This is a genomic window from Thauera butanivorans NBRC 103042, from assembly GCF_001591165.1.
Classification (GTDB): domain Bacteria; phylum Pseudomonadota; class Gammaproteobacteria; order Burkholderiales; family Rhodocyclaceae; genus Thauera; species Thauera butanivorans.
Genome location: NZ_BCUG01000018.1, coordinates 13244 through 28316, shown reverse-complemented (window position 1 = coordinate 28316; position 15073 = coordinate 13244). Strand labels below are relative to the sequence as shown.

Here is a 15073-nt window from a genome sequence, read left to right as displayed (position 1 = left end):
CGACTTCAGACACAACAGCGGATACGACACCCCTCAAGAACAAAAAGCGCATCACGTCTCTTCTCCGCCGAGCACGAACGCCCCCGTGCCGCGCCTGCCGCCCTCTTCCCCAGGAGCCCAAATGAACACTCGCCGCTTCGGTGACCTCGAAGTCCTCTGCCACTCGCCCGCCACCCCGGTCCATGCGACGCCGCTGCTGTTCGTGCACGGCGCCTACGTGTCGGCTTGGTGCTGGGAAGAGCACTTCCTGCCCTGGTTCGCCGCGCGCGGCTGGACGTCCTACGCGGTGTCGCTGTCCGGCCACGGCTACAGCCGGCAGCCGGAACATCTCGACACCTACTCCATCGACGACTACGTGCGCGACGTCGCCGAAGTGGCCGCATCGCTGCCGGCGCCGCCGGTGCTGGTCGGCCACTCGATGGGCGGCCTGGTGGTGCAGAAATACCTCGAGCGGCACGACGCGCCCGCAGCCGTGCTGATGTCCTCGGTGCCGCCGCAAGGGCTGATGAGTTCGGCGCTCGGCCTGATGATGCAGCGCCCCACGCTGATGAGCGACCTCAACCGCATCATGGCCGGCAACGACATCGACATCGACAGCCTGCGCGAGGCGCTGTTCCACCAGCCGGTGGACGCCCGCGACCTGCAGCGCTACTACAGCCTGTGCCAGCCCGAATCGCACCGCGCGATCTGGGACATGACGCTGTTCAACCTGCCCAACCCGATGCAGGTACGCAAGGTGCCGATGCTGATCCTCGGCGCCGAACACGACACTCTGATCCCGCCCGACCAGGTACGGATGACCGCCATGACCTATGGCCGCGAGGCGGAGATCTTCCCCGGCATGGGGCACGGCCTGATGCTCGAGCGCGACTGGGAAAAAGTCGCCGAGCGCATCGCCGCCTGGCTGCAGGCGCAGCGCTGCTGAAGCGGCGTGCCTACAGGGTGTGCAGCCGGTCGCCGCGGGCGAAGCCCTGCAGTGGTTCGGCCATGCCGCGGCCGAGCGCCAGCACCTTGAACAGTTCGCCCATCTCCTGCGGCGCCGTCAGCCGCTGCACCGCCCGCGCGGCGCGGATGTAGTCGGCGCTTTCCTGCGGGCCGCGCCGCGCCAGGCAATCGAGCACGCCGCAGTTGAACAGGAAATGGGCCTGGGAGGTGTAGCCCAGCACGTCCAGCCCCGCCGCGAAGCCCGCTTCCGCCACTGCGGTGAAATCGACGAAGGCGGTGATGTCGTTCAGCCCCGGCCACAGGAAGGGATCGCCGTGGGCATGATGGCGGTAGTAGCACAGCAAGGTGCCGCCTGAACGCGAAGGCAGGTAGTACTCGGCGCGCGGGTAGCCGTAGTCGATCAGCAGCATCGCCCCGCACTCCAGCCGCTCGGCCCAGGCCGCCACCCAGGCGCCTCCGGCCAGATTCAGCTCGGTCACGTACTCGCCGCTGGCGGGCGCGGGCAGCGCCAGCGCCTGCGCGGCCTCGCACACCGCGCCTGCCGCCGGCACGTCGGCCCAGCACAGGCGGCGCCCGCCGGCGCCGTCGTCGGCAAGCCCCACGCCGCGCTCGAACAGGCCCTCCGCGCGCGAAGCCAGCAGATGCACCGGCATCACGTCGAGCACTTCGTTCGCCACCACCGCGCCGCTGAAGCATCCGGGCAGTTCGTCCAGCCAGCGCACCCGCGCGGCCAGATGCGGCGCCTTCTGCGCCAGGGTGTCGAACTGGCGCTCGCGCAGTTCGCCCGACAGTTCGAGAATGCCGTAGTGCTCGGGCAGGCAGCCGCGGCGCTCCAGCTCGAGCAGCAGGTCGGTGGCGAGCAGGCCGGTGCCGGCGCCGACTTCGATCACCTGCGGCGCGCTCGCCCGCATCACCTGTTCGACCTGGGCGGCCAGCGCCTGGCCGAACAGCGGCGTGAGTTCGGGCGCGGTGATGAAATCGCCGCCGGGGCCGAACTTTCGCGCGCCGCCGCTGTAATAGCCCAGGCCCGGTGCGTACAGCACCCGCTCCATGTAGCGGGAGAACGGCAGCCAGCCGCCGGCCGCATCGATGTCGGCCTCGACGAGTCGGAGCAGGCGGGAGCTCTGATCGAGCGCATCGGCGGAGGGCTGGGGCAATGAGGACATGGGCGCGGCAGGCAGTGAAACGGAAGTGCGGGATTGTACCGGCAAGCCCGATCGTCCATGCTCATGCCGTGGGCAGACCAAAACCTTCGACACTTCGATCCGACATGACGCTTCTCGATCCTTCCAAGACCGATCCGAACGCGCCCGCCACGGGCAGCGCCCCCGTCGTCCTCGTCACCGGCGCCGCCCGCCGCGTCGGTGCCGAGATCGCCCGCCAGTTGCACGCCGCCGGCGCCCGCGTCGTGCTGCACTACCGCAACAGCGGCGACGAGGCTGAAAGGCTCGCGGCGGAACTGAACACGCAACGCGCCGCCTCGGCCGCCACCGTCGGCGGCGATCTCGCCCGTTTCGGCACCGCCGACGAAGTCGCCGCCGCCGCCCTCGCCCACTTCGGCCGCATCGACGGACTGGTGAACAACGCCTCCAGCTTCTTCCCCACGCCGCTCGGCCGCATCGACCGCGCCGCCTGGGACGAACTGGTCGGCTCGAACCTGATGGGTCCGCTGTTCCTGTCGCAGGCGCTGGCGCCCGAGATCCGGCGCCGGTACGGCGCCATCGTCAACATCGTCGACATTCACGCCGAACGGCCGCTGCCGCACTACCCGGTGTACAGCGCGGCCAAGGCCGGACTGGCCGGGCTGACGCGCGCGCTGGCGATCGAGCTGGCGCCCGAAGCGCGCGTCAACGGCATCTCGCCGGGGCCGATCGAATGGCCGGAGGACGGCCAGTTCTCCGCCGAGGAACGCCAGCGGATCATCGGCGATACCCTGCTCAAGCGCACCGGCTCGGCAGCGGACATCGCCCGCACGGTGCGCTTCCTGATCTTCGATGCCCCCTACGTCACCGGCCAGATCATCGCCGTCGACGGCGGCCGCAGCGCCCACCTCTAGGTCCGGCGGACAGCGCCAAGTGTATAATTCTTCGCTTTTTTTCACTGATCGAGCCGCCCCGTGAACGCAGTCACCGCCCCGCTTGAAACCCTTGCTCCCGCCGCCGATGCCACCGGAGCCGGGCCGGAAGCCCGCCATTCGAACACCTTCCTGCGCCTGAAGAAGAAGCTGGAACGCAGCGTCGGCGAAGCCATCGGCGACTACGGCATGATCGGCGACGGCGACACCGTGATGGTCTGCATCTCGGGCGGCAAGGACTCCTACACGCTGCTGTCCTGCCTGCTGGCGCTGCGCGAACGCGCGCCGGTCGATTTCCGCATCGTGGCGATGAACCTCGACCAGAAGCAGCCCGGCTTTCCCGACCACGTGCTGCCGGGCTATTTCGAATCGATCGGCGTCGACTACCGCATCGTCACCGAAGACACCTATTCCATCGTCAAGGACAAGATCCCGGAAGGCAAGACCACCTGTTCGCTGTGCTCGCGCCTGCGCCGCGGCATCATCTACCGCACTGCGAAGGAAATCGGCGCCACCCGCATCGCGCTCGGCCACCATCGCGACGACATCCTCGAGACGCTGTTCCTCAACATGTTCTTCGGCGGCAAGATCAAGGCCATGCCGCCCAAGCTCGTCAGCGACGACGGCAACCACGTCGTGATCCGGCCGCTGGCCTACTGCACCGAGGCCGACATCGCCCGCTTCGCCCGCGCGATGGACTTCCCCATCATCCCGTGCAACCTGTGCGGCTCGCAGGAAAACGCCCAGCGCAAGCAGATCAAGGCGATGCTGCAGGGCTGGGCACGCGACTTCCCCGGCCGCATCGAATCGCTGGCGACCTCGCTGAAGAACGTCGTGCCCTCGCACCTGGCCGATCAGCGCCTGTTCGATTTCACCGGTCTCACGCAGCAGACGGAAGTGGAGGAAGGCGACACCGCCTTCGATCCGCCCGAACTGCCGCGCCTGGTGCCGCAGGCCGTCCAGATCGTGTCGCGGCTGCAGGATGCGGACTGAAGCCGCTGCCCCGGCGAGGGCTTGCGCAACAGGCCGCATTTCAACATCATTGGACGCTGCCACGCACGCTCCCTGCATCCAGACGACATCGAAGCCATGCCCGACCGCAAGAACCTCTGCGTGCTCGCCGCCAATGCGCTTGCCGACGACAGCTTCGTCGCACGCCTCGGCAGCACGGAAGCCAGCCATGCGGCCGAACGCTGCCTGAACCGCATCGAGCGCGCAATCGCCGCACACGGCGGCCAAGTGCTGCAGCAGCAGGGCGGCTCGATCGTGGCGGCCTTCGAGCGCTGCGACACCGGCGTGCTCGCGGCAAGCGACATGCTCGACCGGATCAGGAACCTGCCGAGCATGAACGGGCTGCGCCAACCGGTGCGGATCGGCCTGCACTACGGCATCGTCGATCCATCGCAGGGAACGGGGGAAGGCATCGACATCGCCCAGCGCATCGCCGCCCACGCCGAATCGGAACAGGCACTGGCCAGCAGCACCGCAGTGCTGCTGCTGACGCCCGCCGCCCGCCACACCGCGAGCGCCCATCCGCTGCAGGCACCGGCCCTGCAGGCGCTCGACTGGCCGATCTACGCCATCGCCCAGCGCATGGGCACGGTGACGTCCATCCCGCCCACCGCACGGCTGTCGCAGCGCCTGCGCCTGCGCCACCAGCAGGACGTCGTGTTCGTCGAGGAACAGCGGCCGGTCCTGCTGCTGGGCCGCGAACTGGGCAACGACATCGTGATCATGGACCCTCGCGCCTCGCGCCAGCATGCGCGCATCGAGCGGCAGCGCGAGGGCTTCACCCTCATCGACGAAAGCACCAACGGCACTTTCGTGTCGATCGAAGGCGGCGAGGAGCGCCGCATCCGTCACGACAAGCTGGTGCTGCGCGGCCCTGGCCGGATCGGCTGTGGCTTCTCCGCCGATGAAATCGAGCGCGACCTGGTGTTCTTCGACATCGTCTGAGATCGAGTCCCCGCCACGCCATCTCCCGGCGCCCACGAAGCATTGCGCCGCCTCCCCGCCCTTGGCGAGTCGGCGGCGCATGTCCAGAAAGAACCCGTCAGGCCTTGGTGCACTCGGCAATGAAGGCCTTGCGCTTGGCGCCGGTCAGCGACTGCTCGGTCGCCGCCTGGTTGCAGACCTTCTTCTTGTCGGCACCGTCATCCGGCACCGCGGCCTGGGAAACCGGCTGCTCGGCGGCGACCGGCGCGGCGGCTGCAGCCCCCGTCTCCGCCGCGGCGTGCTTGCCCTTCAGGCAAGTGCTCATGAACGCTTTCCGCTCATCGCCTTTCAGCGCCTGCGCCTTGGCTTCGGCATTGCAATTCCTCATGCGCTCGTGCTGCGGATTGGCCAATGCATCGGCAGGAGCCAGCATCAGGACGGCAAGGCTGGCGACAAAAGCGTGCAATGTGTTCTTCATCATCGAATCTCCTCTGGGATACGCAGCAAGGCTGCGGCCCGATTCTGCTTTCGTCATATTCTAATGTCAATTTATTTGAATCGAACGTCATCATCAGCGGCGCACTGCCGCCCCTGCCATGGGCGCTGACACCGATCTCGCCCTGCTCGGCTCGCTGACGCTTGCCGCCTTCCTCGCCGCAACGTTGCTGCCCGGCGGCTCGGAAGCGGTGTTCGCCGGCCTCGTCGTCCTTCGGCCGGACCTGAGCCTGCCCGCACTCGCACTGGCGACCCTCGGCAACACCGCGGGCGGCATGAGCACGTATGCCCTCGGCCGCCTGCTGCCACGCAAGGAGCTGCCGCCGCGGCTCGAACTGGTGCGCCGCCACGGCAGCCTGATCCTGCTGCTGTCCTGGGTACCGCTGATCGGCGACGCGCTGTGCGCTGCGGCAGGCGTGCTGCGCCTGAACTGGCTCGCCTGCATGGCCTGGATGGCCTTGGGGAAAGGTTTGCGCTACGGCGCGATCGCCTGGTTGATGGCGTGAGAGCTGGCGCCGCGCATGCCGGCGACGTGCGGCCGGCGCAAGAGCGTGGTGCAACTGCGCGAACTGGAAGGAAGCCGCGGTGAGCTGCCAGCCGACCGTGCTCGAGGCCTGGCGGGAAATCGGCGGCGCCCTGAGCAGTTATACTGCAGAGCAGCAAAAGACTCACCGACTGGCGCTCCGCGTGCGAAGCGCCGGTGATGCCTGGCAACTGGCACAGGCCCGCTACGGCAGCGGCACCGCCGGCCTCGCCGCCGTGCTCGGCAGCCAGCGCAGCCATCTGCAGGCCCGCCGCGACCTGCAAGCCGAAGGCGGCTGAATACCCGCTACGTCGCCATCCAGAAGGCCGTGGGCAAGGTCCCCGGCACTCAGGAACGGTCAACGGCCTCAAGCGGTCAGGAGTGACGAGCGCCGGCTTGCCGACCGCAACCGGGCAAGACCATCCAAGGAGCATCCGCATGAACGAACCCGAAAAGACAGCCGTCGCGGCCATCGTGCCGAACTGGAGCCGCTGGATGAATCCGTTCGCACTGGCAACGGCAGCGACCGAATACGCCACCGACGCCTGGCAGCGCTCCATCCTGTATGCGGACATCCGGCGCCAGCGCGGCAACCAGTACCGCGCGCACATGCTGGAGAGGGTGCCCAACGTGCTCCACTTCGAGGCGGAGCTGGTAATGTCCGGGCTCAGCCTGCCGCAGCCGGCGAACTACGGACTGGCGCGCATCGTGCCGCCCGCCGGCATCCGGATCGATCCCCGCAAGCGCCCCTTCGTCGTCGTCGATCCGCGTGCAGGCCACGGTCCGGGCATCGGCGGCTTCAAGCCGGACAGCGAGATCGGTGCGGCGCTGAAGGCCGGGCACCCGTGCTACTTCGTCGGCTTCCTGCCCGATCCGGTGCCGGGCCAGACGATCGAGGACGTCATGCGCGCGGAAGCCGCCTTCCTGCGCAAGGTCGCCGAACTGCATCCGGACAGCGTCGGCAAGCCGGCGGTGATCGGCAACTGCCAGGCCGGCTGGCAGGTGCTGATGACGGCATCGATCTGGCCGGAGCTGTTCGGCCCGATCATCGTCGCCGGCACGCCGCTGTCCTACTGGGCCGGCGACAACCCGATGCGCTACGCCGGCGGCCTGATGGGCGGCAGCTGGCTGACGGCGATGACCAGCGACCTCGGCAACGGCCGCTTCGACGGCGCCTGGCTGGTGCAGAACTTCGAGCAGCTCGACCCGGCCAACACGCTGTGGACCAAGCAGTACGGCGTCTACGCCAAGGTCGACACCGAGGGCCCGCGCTACCTGGAGTTCGAGAAATACTGGGGCGGGCATGTGTTCCTGGACGGCGGCGAGATGCAATACATCGTCGACAATCTGTTCATCGGCAACCGCCTGTCGAACGCCGAGCTGACCACCTCCGACGGCCTGCGCATCGACTTCCGCAACATCCGCTCGCCGATCGTGGTGTTCTGCTCCTACGGCGACAACATCACGCCACCGGGGCAGGCGCTGGGCTGGATCACCGACCTCTACCGGGACGACGACGACGTCGTCGGCCACGACCAGACCATCGTCTTCGCCACCCACGACAGCATCGGCCACCTGGGCATCTTCGTCTCGGGCAGCGTCGGCCGCAAGGAACACAACGAATTCGCCGGCAACATCGACATCATCGACCTGCTGCCGGCCGGCATCTACCGCGCCACCGTCGAGGACCGGCCCGACGGCATGCCGGCGGACGAACTGGCCGGTGACGAATACCTGATGCGGCTGCGCAAGAGTGGCGTCGAGGAGGTGCGCGGCATCGTCAGACCCGATCCCCGGCGCGACGCCCGCTTCGCCGCAGCGGCGCGGATCTCGGAGATCAACCTGGCGTTCTACCGCAATCTGATGCAGCCCTGGGTCCAGACGCTGGCGACGCCGCTGGGCGCACACTGGCAGCAGCTTTTTCATCCGCTGCGGGTCGGCTACGAGTCGTGGTCGGACCGCAATCCGCTCGCCGCTCCGGTGGCTGCGCAGGCGCAATGGGTACGCGGGCATCGGCAGCCGGCCGCAGCCGACAACCCCTTCCTGCAGGTGCAGGAAGCGGTGTCCAGTGCGATCGAGCGCTTCCTCGACCATTACCGCGACCAGCGCGACCTCATGTATGCGCGGGTCTTCGATGCCATCTACGGTTCGCCCGCGGTGCAGGCACTGGCAGGCCGCAGCCAGCATGACGCCTCCCCGGCACGATCGCATCCGGGCAGTTCCCCGGAGCACAGGGACTATCTCGCCCGCGAGCTCGCTCGCCAGGACGCCGAGATGACGACGGGCGGATTGGTCGAAGCGACGCAACGCGCGCTGTTCTACGTGCTGCAGGAGCGCGGCGGCAGCGACGAGCGGCTCTTCCGCCACGCCTGGAGCCTGCTCCAGCCGCGGGTGAGCCAGCCCGGCTTCGACTTCGCGGCATTCCGCCAGCACGTCCGCGGCCAGGCCCTGCTGATACGCCGCAACGCGCAGGCTGCGCTGGCAGCATTGCCGCAACTGCTCGCGCAGGCGGCGCCGGACGACATCCGCAGCGCAGCCCAGGTGCTGGAATCGATGACCGGACACGGCGATCCCTTGTCGGCCGGCGAAGCCGAGCGCCTTCGGCAGATGCTGGATGCATTCGAAGCGGTGGCGCACCAAGCAACGACGGAAACTGCCGCAGGAACGACGGCGGCAGGCGGAACCGGCAAAGCCTCGAGCGGAAAAACCAGGCCGCGCAGGCCCGCCGGCCGCCGTACAACCGAGTAGCCCTGCGGCCCAGGCAGCCGCGCAACCGACAGGAGCCCCTTCCGCATGGAGACCGTGGACGTCGTGATGATCAGCGCCGGCGTGGCGAAGCTGGTGAGCGGCTGATCCCCACCGCACGCTGAACCGGCTCCAGCATGCCGACGCGTGCCCACGCTCCCGGTAAGGTTTTGTTTTTTGCTGCATGGTGCACTGCGGTGGGCTAAAATGGCACGTTCCCCAGCAGCAGCTCTCCCGGTATCCCGATGACCCAACGCCTGCGCGAAATTCCGTACAACTACACTTCGTTCTCGGACCGCGAGATCGTCATGCGCCTGCTCGGCAGCGAAGCCTGGGCGGTGCTCGACGAACTGCGCGCGGAGCGCGTCACCGGCCGTTCGGCGCGCATGCTGTACGAAGTCCTCGGCGACATCTGGGTGGTGCGCCGCAACCCCTACCTCGAGGACGACCTGCTCGACAGCCGCGAGCGGCGCGAGGCGCTGATCGGCGCGCTGAACCACCGCCTGGCCGAGATCGAGAAGCGCCGCCAGGGCAACGACCGCGTGACCCTGCTGATCGCACGCACGCGCGATGCCATCTCCAGCTTCGAGAGCTGGTTCGACGCCACCGCGCGGCGGCGCAAGTCGGTGCTCAAGGCGCTGTCGCGCCACACCCGCCGCGACAACATCTGCTTCGACGGCCACGCCCGCGTGTCGCACGTCACCGACGCCACCGACTGGCGCGTCGAGTACCCCTTCGTCGTCCTCTACCCCGACACCGAGGAGGAAATGGCGCCGCTGGTGCGCGCATGCATCACGCTCGGCCTCACCATCATCCCGCGCGGCGGCGGCACCGGCTACACCGGCGGCGCCGTGCCGCTGGACGCCGACTCGGTGGTGATCAACACCGAGAAGCTGATCGCCATCGGCGCGGTCGAGGACATGGTGCTGCCCGATGCCGAAGGCAGGCCGATGGATTCGCCTTACGCGACGATCCGCACCGGCGCCGGCGTCGTCACCGAGCGCGTGTCCGAGGCGGCGGCGCTGGCCGGCCGCGTGTTCGCGGTCGACCCGACCTCGGCCAGCGCCTCCTGTGTGGGCGGCAACATCGCCATGAACGCCGGCGGCAAGAAGGCCGTGCTGTGGGGCACCGCGCTCGACAACCTGGCGTGGTGGAAGATGGTCACGCCGGACGGCAACTGGCTGGAAGTCGAGCGCCTGGACCACAACTTCGGCAAGATCCACGAGCAGCACACCGCGCGCTTCCGCCTGCGCCGCTTCGACGGCCTCAGCTACAAGCCGCTGGGCGAGGAGGTGCTGTCGATGCCCGGCGCGCACTGCCGCAAGGACGGCCTGGGCAAGGACGTCACCGACAAGTTCCTCGGCGGCATCCCCGGCGTGCAGAAGGAAGGCACCGACGGCCTGATCGTCGCCGCGCGCTGGGTGCTGCACAAGATGCCGCCGATCACCCGCACCGTGTGCCTGGAGTTCTTCGGCCAGGTGCGCGAGGCGGTGCCGGCGATCGTCGAGATCACCGACTACTTCAAGCCGGGCGGCGCCGGCAACCTCGCCGGCGTGCTGCTGGCCGGCCTCGAACACCTCGACGAACGCTACGTCAAGGCAGTCGGCTACGCCACCAAGGCCAAGCGCCACGGCCGGCCGAAGATGGTGCTGATCGGCGACATCGTCGGCTTCGACGAGAACGCGGTGATGCAGGCCGCCTCCGACGTCGTGCGCATGACCAACAGCCGCGGCGCCGAAGGCTTCATCGCCGTCAGCCCCGAGCAGCGCAAGCGCTTCTGGCTCGAACGCAGCCGCACTGCGGCGATCTCGCGCCACACCAACGCCTTCAAGATCAACGAGGACGTGGTCATCCCGCTGCCGCGCATGGGCGAGTACTGCGACGGCATCGAGCGCATCAACATCGAGCTGTCGCTGCAGAACAAGATCGAGCTGTGCGACACGCTGGAAACCTTCCTGCGCGGCGAACTGCCGCTCGACGTCAAGGACGAGATCGTCGACCGCGAGACGCTGATCGCCGACCACCGCGCCCAGGCGCTGGCCTACGTCGCCGCGGTGCGGCGGCGCTGGCAGTGGCTGCTCGACAACCTCGACCTGGCGCTGGCCGAAGCCGAGCCGCAGTTCGCCGACTACGGCATCGACGCCGGCGAACTCAGCAACCGCGCCGCCGATCCGGTGCTGTTCCACCGCCTGCAGGACTACTCGATCCGCGTGTCGTGGAAGACCGAGCTGCGCCCGCTGCTCGAGCAGGTCTTCGACGGCGCGCTGTTCGCGCGCATCCTCGCCCGCATCGCCGACATCCACCGCGAAGTGCTGCGCGGCCGCGTCTTCGTCGCGCTGCACATGCACGCCGGCGACGGCAACGTGCACACCAACCTGCCGGTCAACTCCGACCACTACGAGATGCTGCAGACCGCCAACCGCGCGGTCGACCGCATCATGGCGCTGGCGCGCAGCCTTGACGGCGTGATCTCGGGCGAGCACGGCATCGGCATCACCAAGCTCGACTACCTGACCGACGAGGAAATGGGCGAGTTCTGGGCGTACAAGCAGAAAGTCGACCCGGAAGGCCGCTTCAACCGCGGCAAGCTGATGCGCCAGGGGCCGATCAAGGGCAACCTGGACAACGCCTACACCCCCAGCTTCAACCTGATGGGACACGAGTCCATCATCATGGAGCAGACCGACGTCGGCGACATCGCCCACGACATCAAGGACTGCCTGCGCTGCGGCAAGTGCAAGCCGGTGTGCTCCACCCACGTGCCGCGCGCCAACCTGCTGTACAGCCCGCGCAACAAGATCCTGTCCACTTCGCTGCTGATCGAGGCCTTCCTGTACGAGGAACAGACCCGCCGCGGCGTGTCGCTGGCGCACTGGGCCGAGTTCGAGGACGTCGCCGACCACTGCACGATCTGCCACAAGTGCGAGAAGCCCTGTCCGGTGGATATCGACTTCGGCGACGTGTCGATCAAGATGCGCAACCTGCTGCGCAAGCAGGGCAAGAAGTCGTTCAATCCGGGCAAGGCGGCGGCGATGGCCTTCCTGACCATCAAGGACCCGGCCACGATCAAGGCGATGCGCGTCGGCATGATGGGCTGGGGCTACAAGGCCCAGCGCTGGGCGCACGACATGGCGAAAAAGTTCGGCCTGATCCAGCAGCAGTTGAAGGCACCGCCGGCGACGCTCGGCAAGCCGCCGATCAAGGCCCAGGTGATCCACTTCATCAACAAGCCGATGCCCGGCAACCTGCCCAAGCGCACCAGCCGCGCGCTGCTCGACATCGAGGACGACAAGGTCATCCCGGTGATCCGCGACCCGCGGAAAGTCAACGGCGAGTCTGAAGCGGTGTTCTACTTCCCCGGCTGCGGCTCCGAGCGCCTGTTCAGCCAGGTCGGGCTGGCCACCCAGGCCATGCTCTACCACGTCGGCGCCCAGACCGTGCTGCCGCCGGGCTACCTGTGCTGCGGCTACCCGCAGACCGCCGCCGGCGAGGACGAAAAGGGCCAGAAGATCACCACCGACAACCGCGTGCTGTTCCACCGCGTCGCCAACACGCTGAACTATCTCGACATCAAGACCGTGATCGTGTCCTGCGGCACCTGCATGGATCAGTTGCAGAAGTACGAGTTCGAGAAGATCTTCCCCGGTTGCCGGCTGCTCGACATCCACGAGTACCTGATGGAAAAGGGCGTCAAGCTCGACGGCGTGCAAGGCGTGAAGTACATGTACCACGAGCCCTGCCACACGCCGATGAAGGTGCATTCCGGCATCAAGGTGGCCAACGAGCTGATGGGCACGCGCGTCGACCTGTCCGACCGCTGCTGCGGCGAATCCGGCACGCTCGCCGTCGCCCGCCCCGACATCTCGACCCAGGTGCGCTTCCGCAAGCAGGAAGAGATCGAGAAGGGCGCGGCCAAGCTGCGCGAGGATGACCCCAACGCCCGCATCAAGCTGCTGACCTCCTGCCCGAGCTGCCTGCAGGGCATGCACCGCTACGCCAACGACGCCGGCGGCGTCGAGCCCGACTACATCGTGGTCGAACTCGCCCGCCACCTGCTCGGCGAGAACTGGCTGCCCGACTACGTCGGCAAGGCCAACAACGGCGGCATCGAGCGCGTGCTGCTGTAGGCGGAGGCGACGCAGCAAAGCAAAGGGCCGGGATCGCAAGACCCCGGCCCTTTGCATTCGACCCCGCTACAGCAAGGCCGGACGACCCAGCCATCACGCCGGGCAGCGCAGCTTCAGCCTTCGGCAGCTTCGCTGGGATGGGTTCGGTCCCACAGCGCGCGCAGCGCTTCGCTCGCGGTCATGCGCAGGCGATGGCGGACGATGCTGCTGACCTCGGTATCGCCCGGATTGATCTCCACCGTCGGCACGCCGTCCTGCGCCGCCCATACGACGGGCCCGGCGATGTAGGGAAAGACGCTGGTGGTGCCGATCGAGATCACCAGGTCGAGCTGCTGCTGCAATACGTGCTCCAGGCGCTCCAGCGCACGCTGCGGCAACTGCTCGCCGAACAGCACGATGTCCGGCCGCATGATGCCGCCGCAGCGCGGGCATTCGGGCGGGATCTGCAGCCCGGCGTAATCGGCCACCCGGCGCGCATTCATGCAGTCGTCGCAGCGCAGGCGGTGCACCGTGCCGTGCATCTCGATCAGGTTGCGCGAGCCGGCATCGGCATGCAGGCCGTCGACGTTCTGCGTCAGCACGCAGACCATCGGCTTCTCCTGCTCGAGCGCGGCGATCAGGCGGTGCGCGGCATTGGGGCGGGCGCCGCGGCAGTTGGCCTCGATCTCGGCGATGTATTTCCACGAGACCTCGGGCCGCAGCGCCATCATCTCGCCCGACAGCGCTTCCTCGATCGTCAGCCCTTCGGCCGTCAGGCGCTCGTGGTACAGGCCGCCGATGCCGCGGTAAGTGGGCAGGCCGGAATCGGCCGAGATGCCCGCGCCGGTGATGAAGAGGATGCGCTGCGCCCGGGCCAGCAGCGTGGCGACGCGGTCCAGTTCGGGATCCGGATGATCGCGGTACATGGCTCGAGGAACTCAGCGCACCCCGGGCTGCGGGGCGGAAGAGGCGGGCGAGGTCAGCTCGATGTAGCGCTGCCGGTCCTCGTCGAAACGGTCGAGTATCGCCGAGCGCTCGCGCATCTTGGCATCGATCACGCTGCGCTGGGCGACGATCTCGCCGTCCAGGCTGCGGATGTTCTCCTCGATCACCGGGTCGGCATTGCCCTCGCCCGCCCGCGACGCTTCCTCGATCAGCTCGTGCTGGCGCTCGATCAGTTCGGCCTCGCGCTGGCGCAGGATCTGGATGGACTTGTCCAGCGCACCGATTTCCCGGTCGCGCCGCTCGTCGAGATGCTGCAGGCTGCGATAGGTTTCGAGCAGGGCCTCGTCCATGCGCAGTTGCTTCAGGCGGAGCGCCTCCTGGGCGCGGCGCTCCCGTTCCAGCGCATTGCGCCGGGCGATTTCCTCGGTGGTCAAGGGTGCCGGCACGATGCGGCGCACGGTACCCGATGGATTCATCTCGCGATAGGCCCGGCCATAGCAGACAGGGGGCAGGATGTCGCCGCAGACCGCCTGGCTGCCGACGTCGCAGCAATAGATCACGCGCCCGCCTTGCGCCTGGGCCAGCGCCCCATCGGCGGCCATCAGCGCCGCAGCGGCCAGCACGCCCGCCAGCACGCCCCTGCCGGACGGCTGCTCAGTTCGACGCAATGCCATATTGTTCGCGGTAGGCCTGCACTGCACCCAGGTTCGCCGCAAGCTCGGGACTGTCGGCCAGGTAGGCGATCAGGTCTTCGAGCGTCGCCACCGCGATCACCGGAATGCCGAACTGCTCGCGTACTTCCTGCACCGCCGACAGCGCCCCCTTGCCGCGCTCCATGCGATCGAGAGCGATCACCACGCCTGCCGGCGTCGCGCCCGCGGCACGGATGATCTCCACCGACTCGCGCACCGAAGTGCCGGCCGAGATCACGTCGTCGAGGATCAGCACGCCGCCCTTCAGCGGCGCGCCGATCAGGGTGCCGCCTTCGCCATGGTCCTTGGCTTCCTTGCGGTTGAAGGCGAACGGCAGGTCGATGCCGTCCTCGGCGAGGCGGATCGCCGTGCCGGCGACCAGCGGGATGCCCTTGTAGGCCGGCCCGAACAGCATGTCGCAGGCCACGCCCGAAGCGCGGATCGCGCGGGCGTAGTAGCCGCACAGCTCGCGGAAGGAGGCACCGTCGTCGAACAGACCGGCATTGAAGAAATACGGCGAGTTGCGCCCCGCCTTGGTCACGAAGGCGCCGAAGCGCAGCACCCCCTTGCGACAGGCGAGAGCGATGAAATCCCGGCTAAAATCCACGGCTGT

Annotated in this window: 13 protein-coding genes; 8 read left to right on the top strand and 5 right to left on the bottom strand. The window is 68.1% G+C overall.

The features are described from left to right. The first annotated feature begins 121 nt into the window (after positions 1 to 121). The gene (locus TBU01S_RS08650) at positions 122 to 925 is read left to right on the top strand and encodes an alpha/beta hydrolase (RefSeq protein WP_068636240.1); all 804 of its coding nucleotides are present in this window, start codon (positions 122 to 124) and stop codon (positions 923 to 925) included. Positions 926 to 935: 10 nt separating this feature from the next. On the opposite strand, the gene TBU01S_RS08645 is transcribed toward TBU01S_RS08650, so the two are convergent. Further along, positions 936 to 2111 (bottom strand): class I SAM-dependent methyltransferase, encoded by a 1176-nt coding sequence (locus TBU01S_RS08645; RefSeq protein WP_068636239.1) that lies wholly within the window; start codon positions 2109 to 2111, stop codon positions 936 to 938. Positions 2112 to 2215: 104 nt separating this feature from the next. Between TBU01S_RS08645 and TBU01S_RS08640 the strand changes: the two genes are divergently transcribed. From TBU01S_RS08640 to TBU01S_RS08630, 3 genes are all read left to right on the top strand, one after another. Beyond that, entirely contained in the window at positions 2216 to 3001 is a 786-nt protein-coding gene (locus TBU01S_RS08640; RefSeq protein WP_068636238.1) for a pteridine reductase, read from the top strand. Positions 3002 to 3061: 60 nt separating this feature from the next. Further along, positions 3062 to 4012, top strand: a complete 951-nt coding sequence (ttcA, locus tag TBU01S_RS08635) for a tRNA 2-thiocytidine(32) synthetase TtcA (RefSeq protein WP_068636237.1) — start codon at positions 3062 to 3064, stop codon at positions 4010 to 4012. A gap of 96 nt (positions 4013 to 4108) precedes the next feature. Continuing rightward, positions 4109 to 4975: an FHA domain-containing protein gene (locus TBU01S_RS08630; protein ID WP_068636323.1), complete on the top strand. Its 867-nt coding sequence runs from the start codon at positions 4109 to 4111 to the stop codon at positions 4973 to 4975. 97 nt (positions 4976 to 5072) lie between these two features. On the opposite strand, the gene TBU01S_RS08625 is transcribed toward TBU01S_RS08630, so the two are convergent. Next, positions 5073 to 5435, bottom strand: a complete 363-nt coding sequence (locus tag TBU01S_RS08625) for a PsiF family protein (RefSeq protein WP_245650875.1) — start codon at positions 5433 to 5435, stop codon at positions 5073 to 5075. A 115-nt stretch (positions 5436 to 5550) separates the two neighbouring features. Here TBU01S_RS08625 and TBU01S_RS08620 point away from each other — a divergent pair, with 115 nt between their 5' ends. The 4 genes from TBU01S_RS08620 (at position 5551) to TBU01S_RS08605 (ending at position 12844) form a co-directional block, all read left to right on the top strand. Further along, positions 5551 to 5955, top strand: a complete 405-nt coding sequence (locus tag TBU01S_RS08620) for a YqaA family protein (RefSeq protein WP_068636236.1) — start codon at positions 5551 to 5553, stop codon at positions 5953 to 5955. Positions 5956 to 6034: 79 nt separating this feature from the next. Continuing rightward, positions 6035 to 6271, top strand: a complete 237-nt coding sequence (locus TBU01S_RS08615) for a hypothetical protein (protein ID WP_068636235.1) — start codon at positions 6035 to 6037, stop codon at positions 6269 to 6271. Between the two features lie 139 nt (positions 6272 to 6410). Then, positions 6411 to 8720, top strand: a complete 2310-nt coding sequence (locus TBU01S_RS08610) for a DUF3141 domain-containing protein (protein WP_083953522.1) — start codon at positions 6411 to 6413, stop codon at positions 8718 to 8720. A gap of 242 nt (positions 8721 to 8962) precedes the next feature. Further along, entirely contained in the window at positions 8963 to 12844 is a 3882-nt protein-coding gene (locus TBU01S_RS08605; RefSeq protein ID WP_068636234.1) for a DUF3683 domain-containing protein, read from the top strand. 113 nt (positions 12845 to 12957) lie between these two features. Here the strand turns inward: TBU01S_RS08605 and TBU01S_RS08600 are convergent, their stop codons facing one another. From TBU01S_RS08600 to pyrE, 3 genes are read right to left on the bottom strand one after another with little or no spacing between them, the layout of a single operon-like run. Next, entirely contained in the window at positions 12958 to 13749 is a 792-nt protein-coding gene (locus tag TBU01S_RS08600; RefSeq protein WP_068636233.1) for an NAD-dependent deacylase, read from the bottom strand. Positions 13750 to 13761: 12 nt separating this feature from the next. After that, positions 13762 to 14442, bottom strand: coding sequence for a hypothetical protein (locus TBU01S_RS08595; protein WP_068636232.1), 681 nt, complete (start codon positions 14440 to 14442; stop codon positions 13762 to 13764). Next, positions 14423 to 15067 (bottom strand): orotate phosphoribosyltransferase, encoded by a 645-nt coding sequence (gene pyrE / locus TBU01S_RS08590; RefSeq protein WP_068636321.1) that lies wholly within the window; start codon positions 15065 to 15067, stop codon positions 14423 to 14425. Before pyrE ends, TBU01S_RS08595 begins: the two co-directional genes overlap by 20 nt. Between the last annotated feature and the right edge of the window lie 6 nt (positions 15068 to 15073).

What these genes read in the sequence shown, in the direction of transcription:
- TBU01S_RS08650 (WP_068636240.1), top strand. Translation starts at nt 122, where the DNA reads ATGAACACTCGCCGCTTCGGTGACCTCGAAGTCCTCTGCCACTCGCCC.
- TBU01S_RS08645 (WP_068636239.1), bottom strand. Translation starts at nt 2,111, where the DNA reads ATGTCCTCATTGCCCCAGCCCTCCGCCGATGCGCTCGATCAGAGCTCC.
- TBU01S_RS08640 (WP_068636238.1), top strand. Translation starts at nt 2,216, where the DNA reads ATGACGCTTCTCGATCCTTCCAAGACCGATCCGAACGCGCCCGCCACG.
- TBU01S_RS08630 (WP_068636323.1), top strand. Translation starts at nt 4,109, where the DNA reads ATGCCCGACCGCAAGAACCTCTGCGTGCTCGCCGCCAATGCGCTTGCC.
- TBU01S_RS08625 (WP_245650875.1), bottom strand. Translation starts at nt 5,435, where the DNA reads ATGATGAAGAACACATTGCACGCTTTTGTCGCCAGCCTTGCCGTCCTG.
- TBU01S_RS08620 (WP_068636236.1), top strand. Translation starts at nt 5,551, where the DNA reads ATGGGCGCTGACACCGATCTCGCCCTGCTCGGCTCGCTGACGCTTGCC.
- TBU01S_RS08610 (WP_083953522.1), top strand. Translation starts at nt 6,411, where the DNA reads ATGAACGAACCCGAAAAGACAGCCGTCGCGGCCATCGTGCCGAACTGG.
- TBU01S_RS08605 (WP_068636234.1), top strand. Translation starts at nt 8,963, where the DNA reads ATGACCCAACGCCTGCGCGAAATTCCGTACAACTACACTTCGTTCTCG.
- TBU01S_RS08600 (WP_068636233.1), bottom strand. Translation starts at nt 13,749, where the DNA reads ATGTACCGCGATCATCCGGATCCCGAACTGGACCGCGTCGCCACGCTG.
- TBU01S_RS08595 (WP_068636232.1), bottom strand. Translation starts at nt 14,442, where the DNA reads ATGGCATTGCGTCGAACTGAGCAGCCGTCCGGCAGGGGCGTGCTGGCG.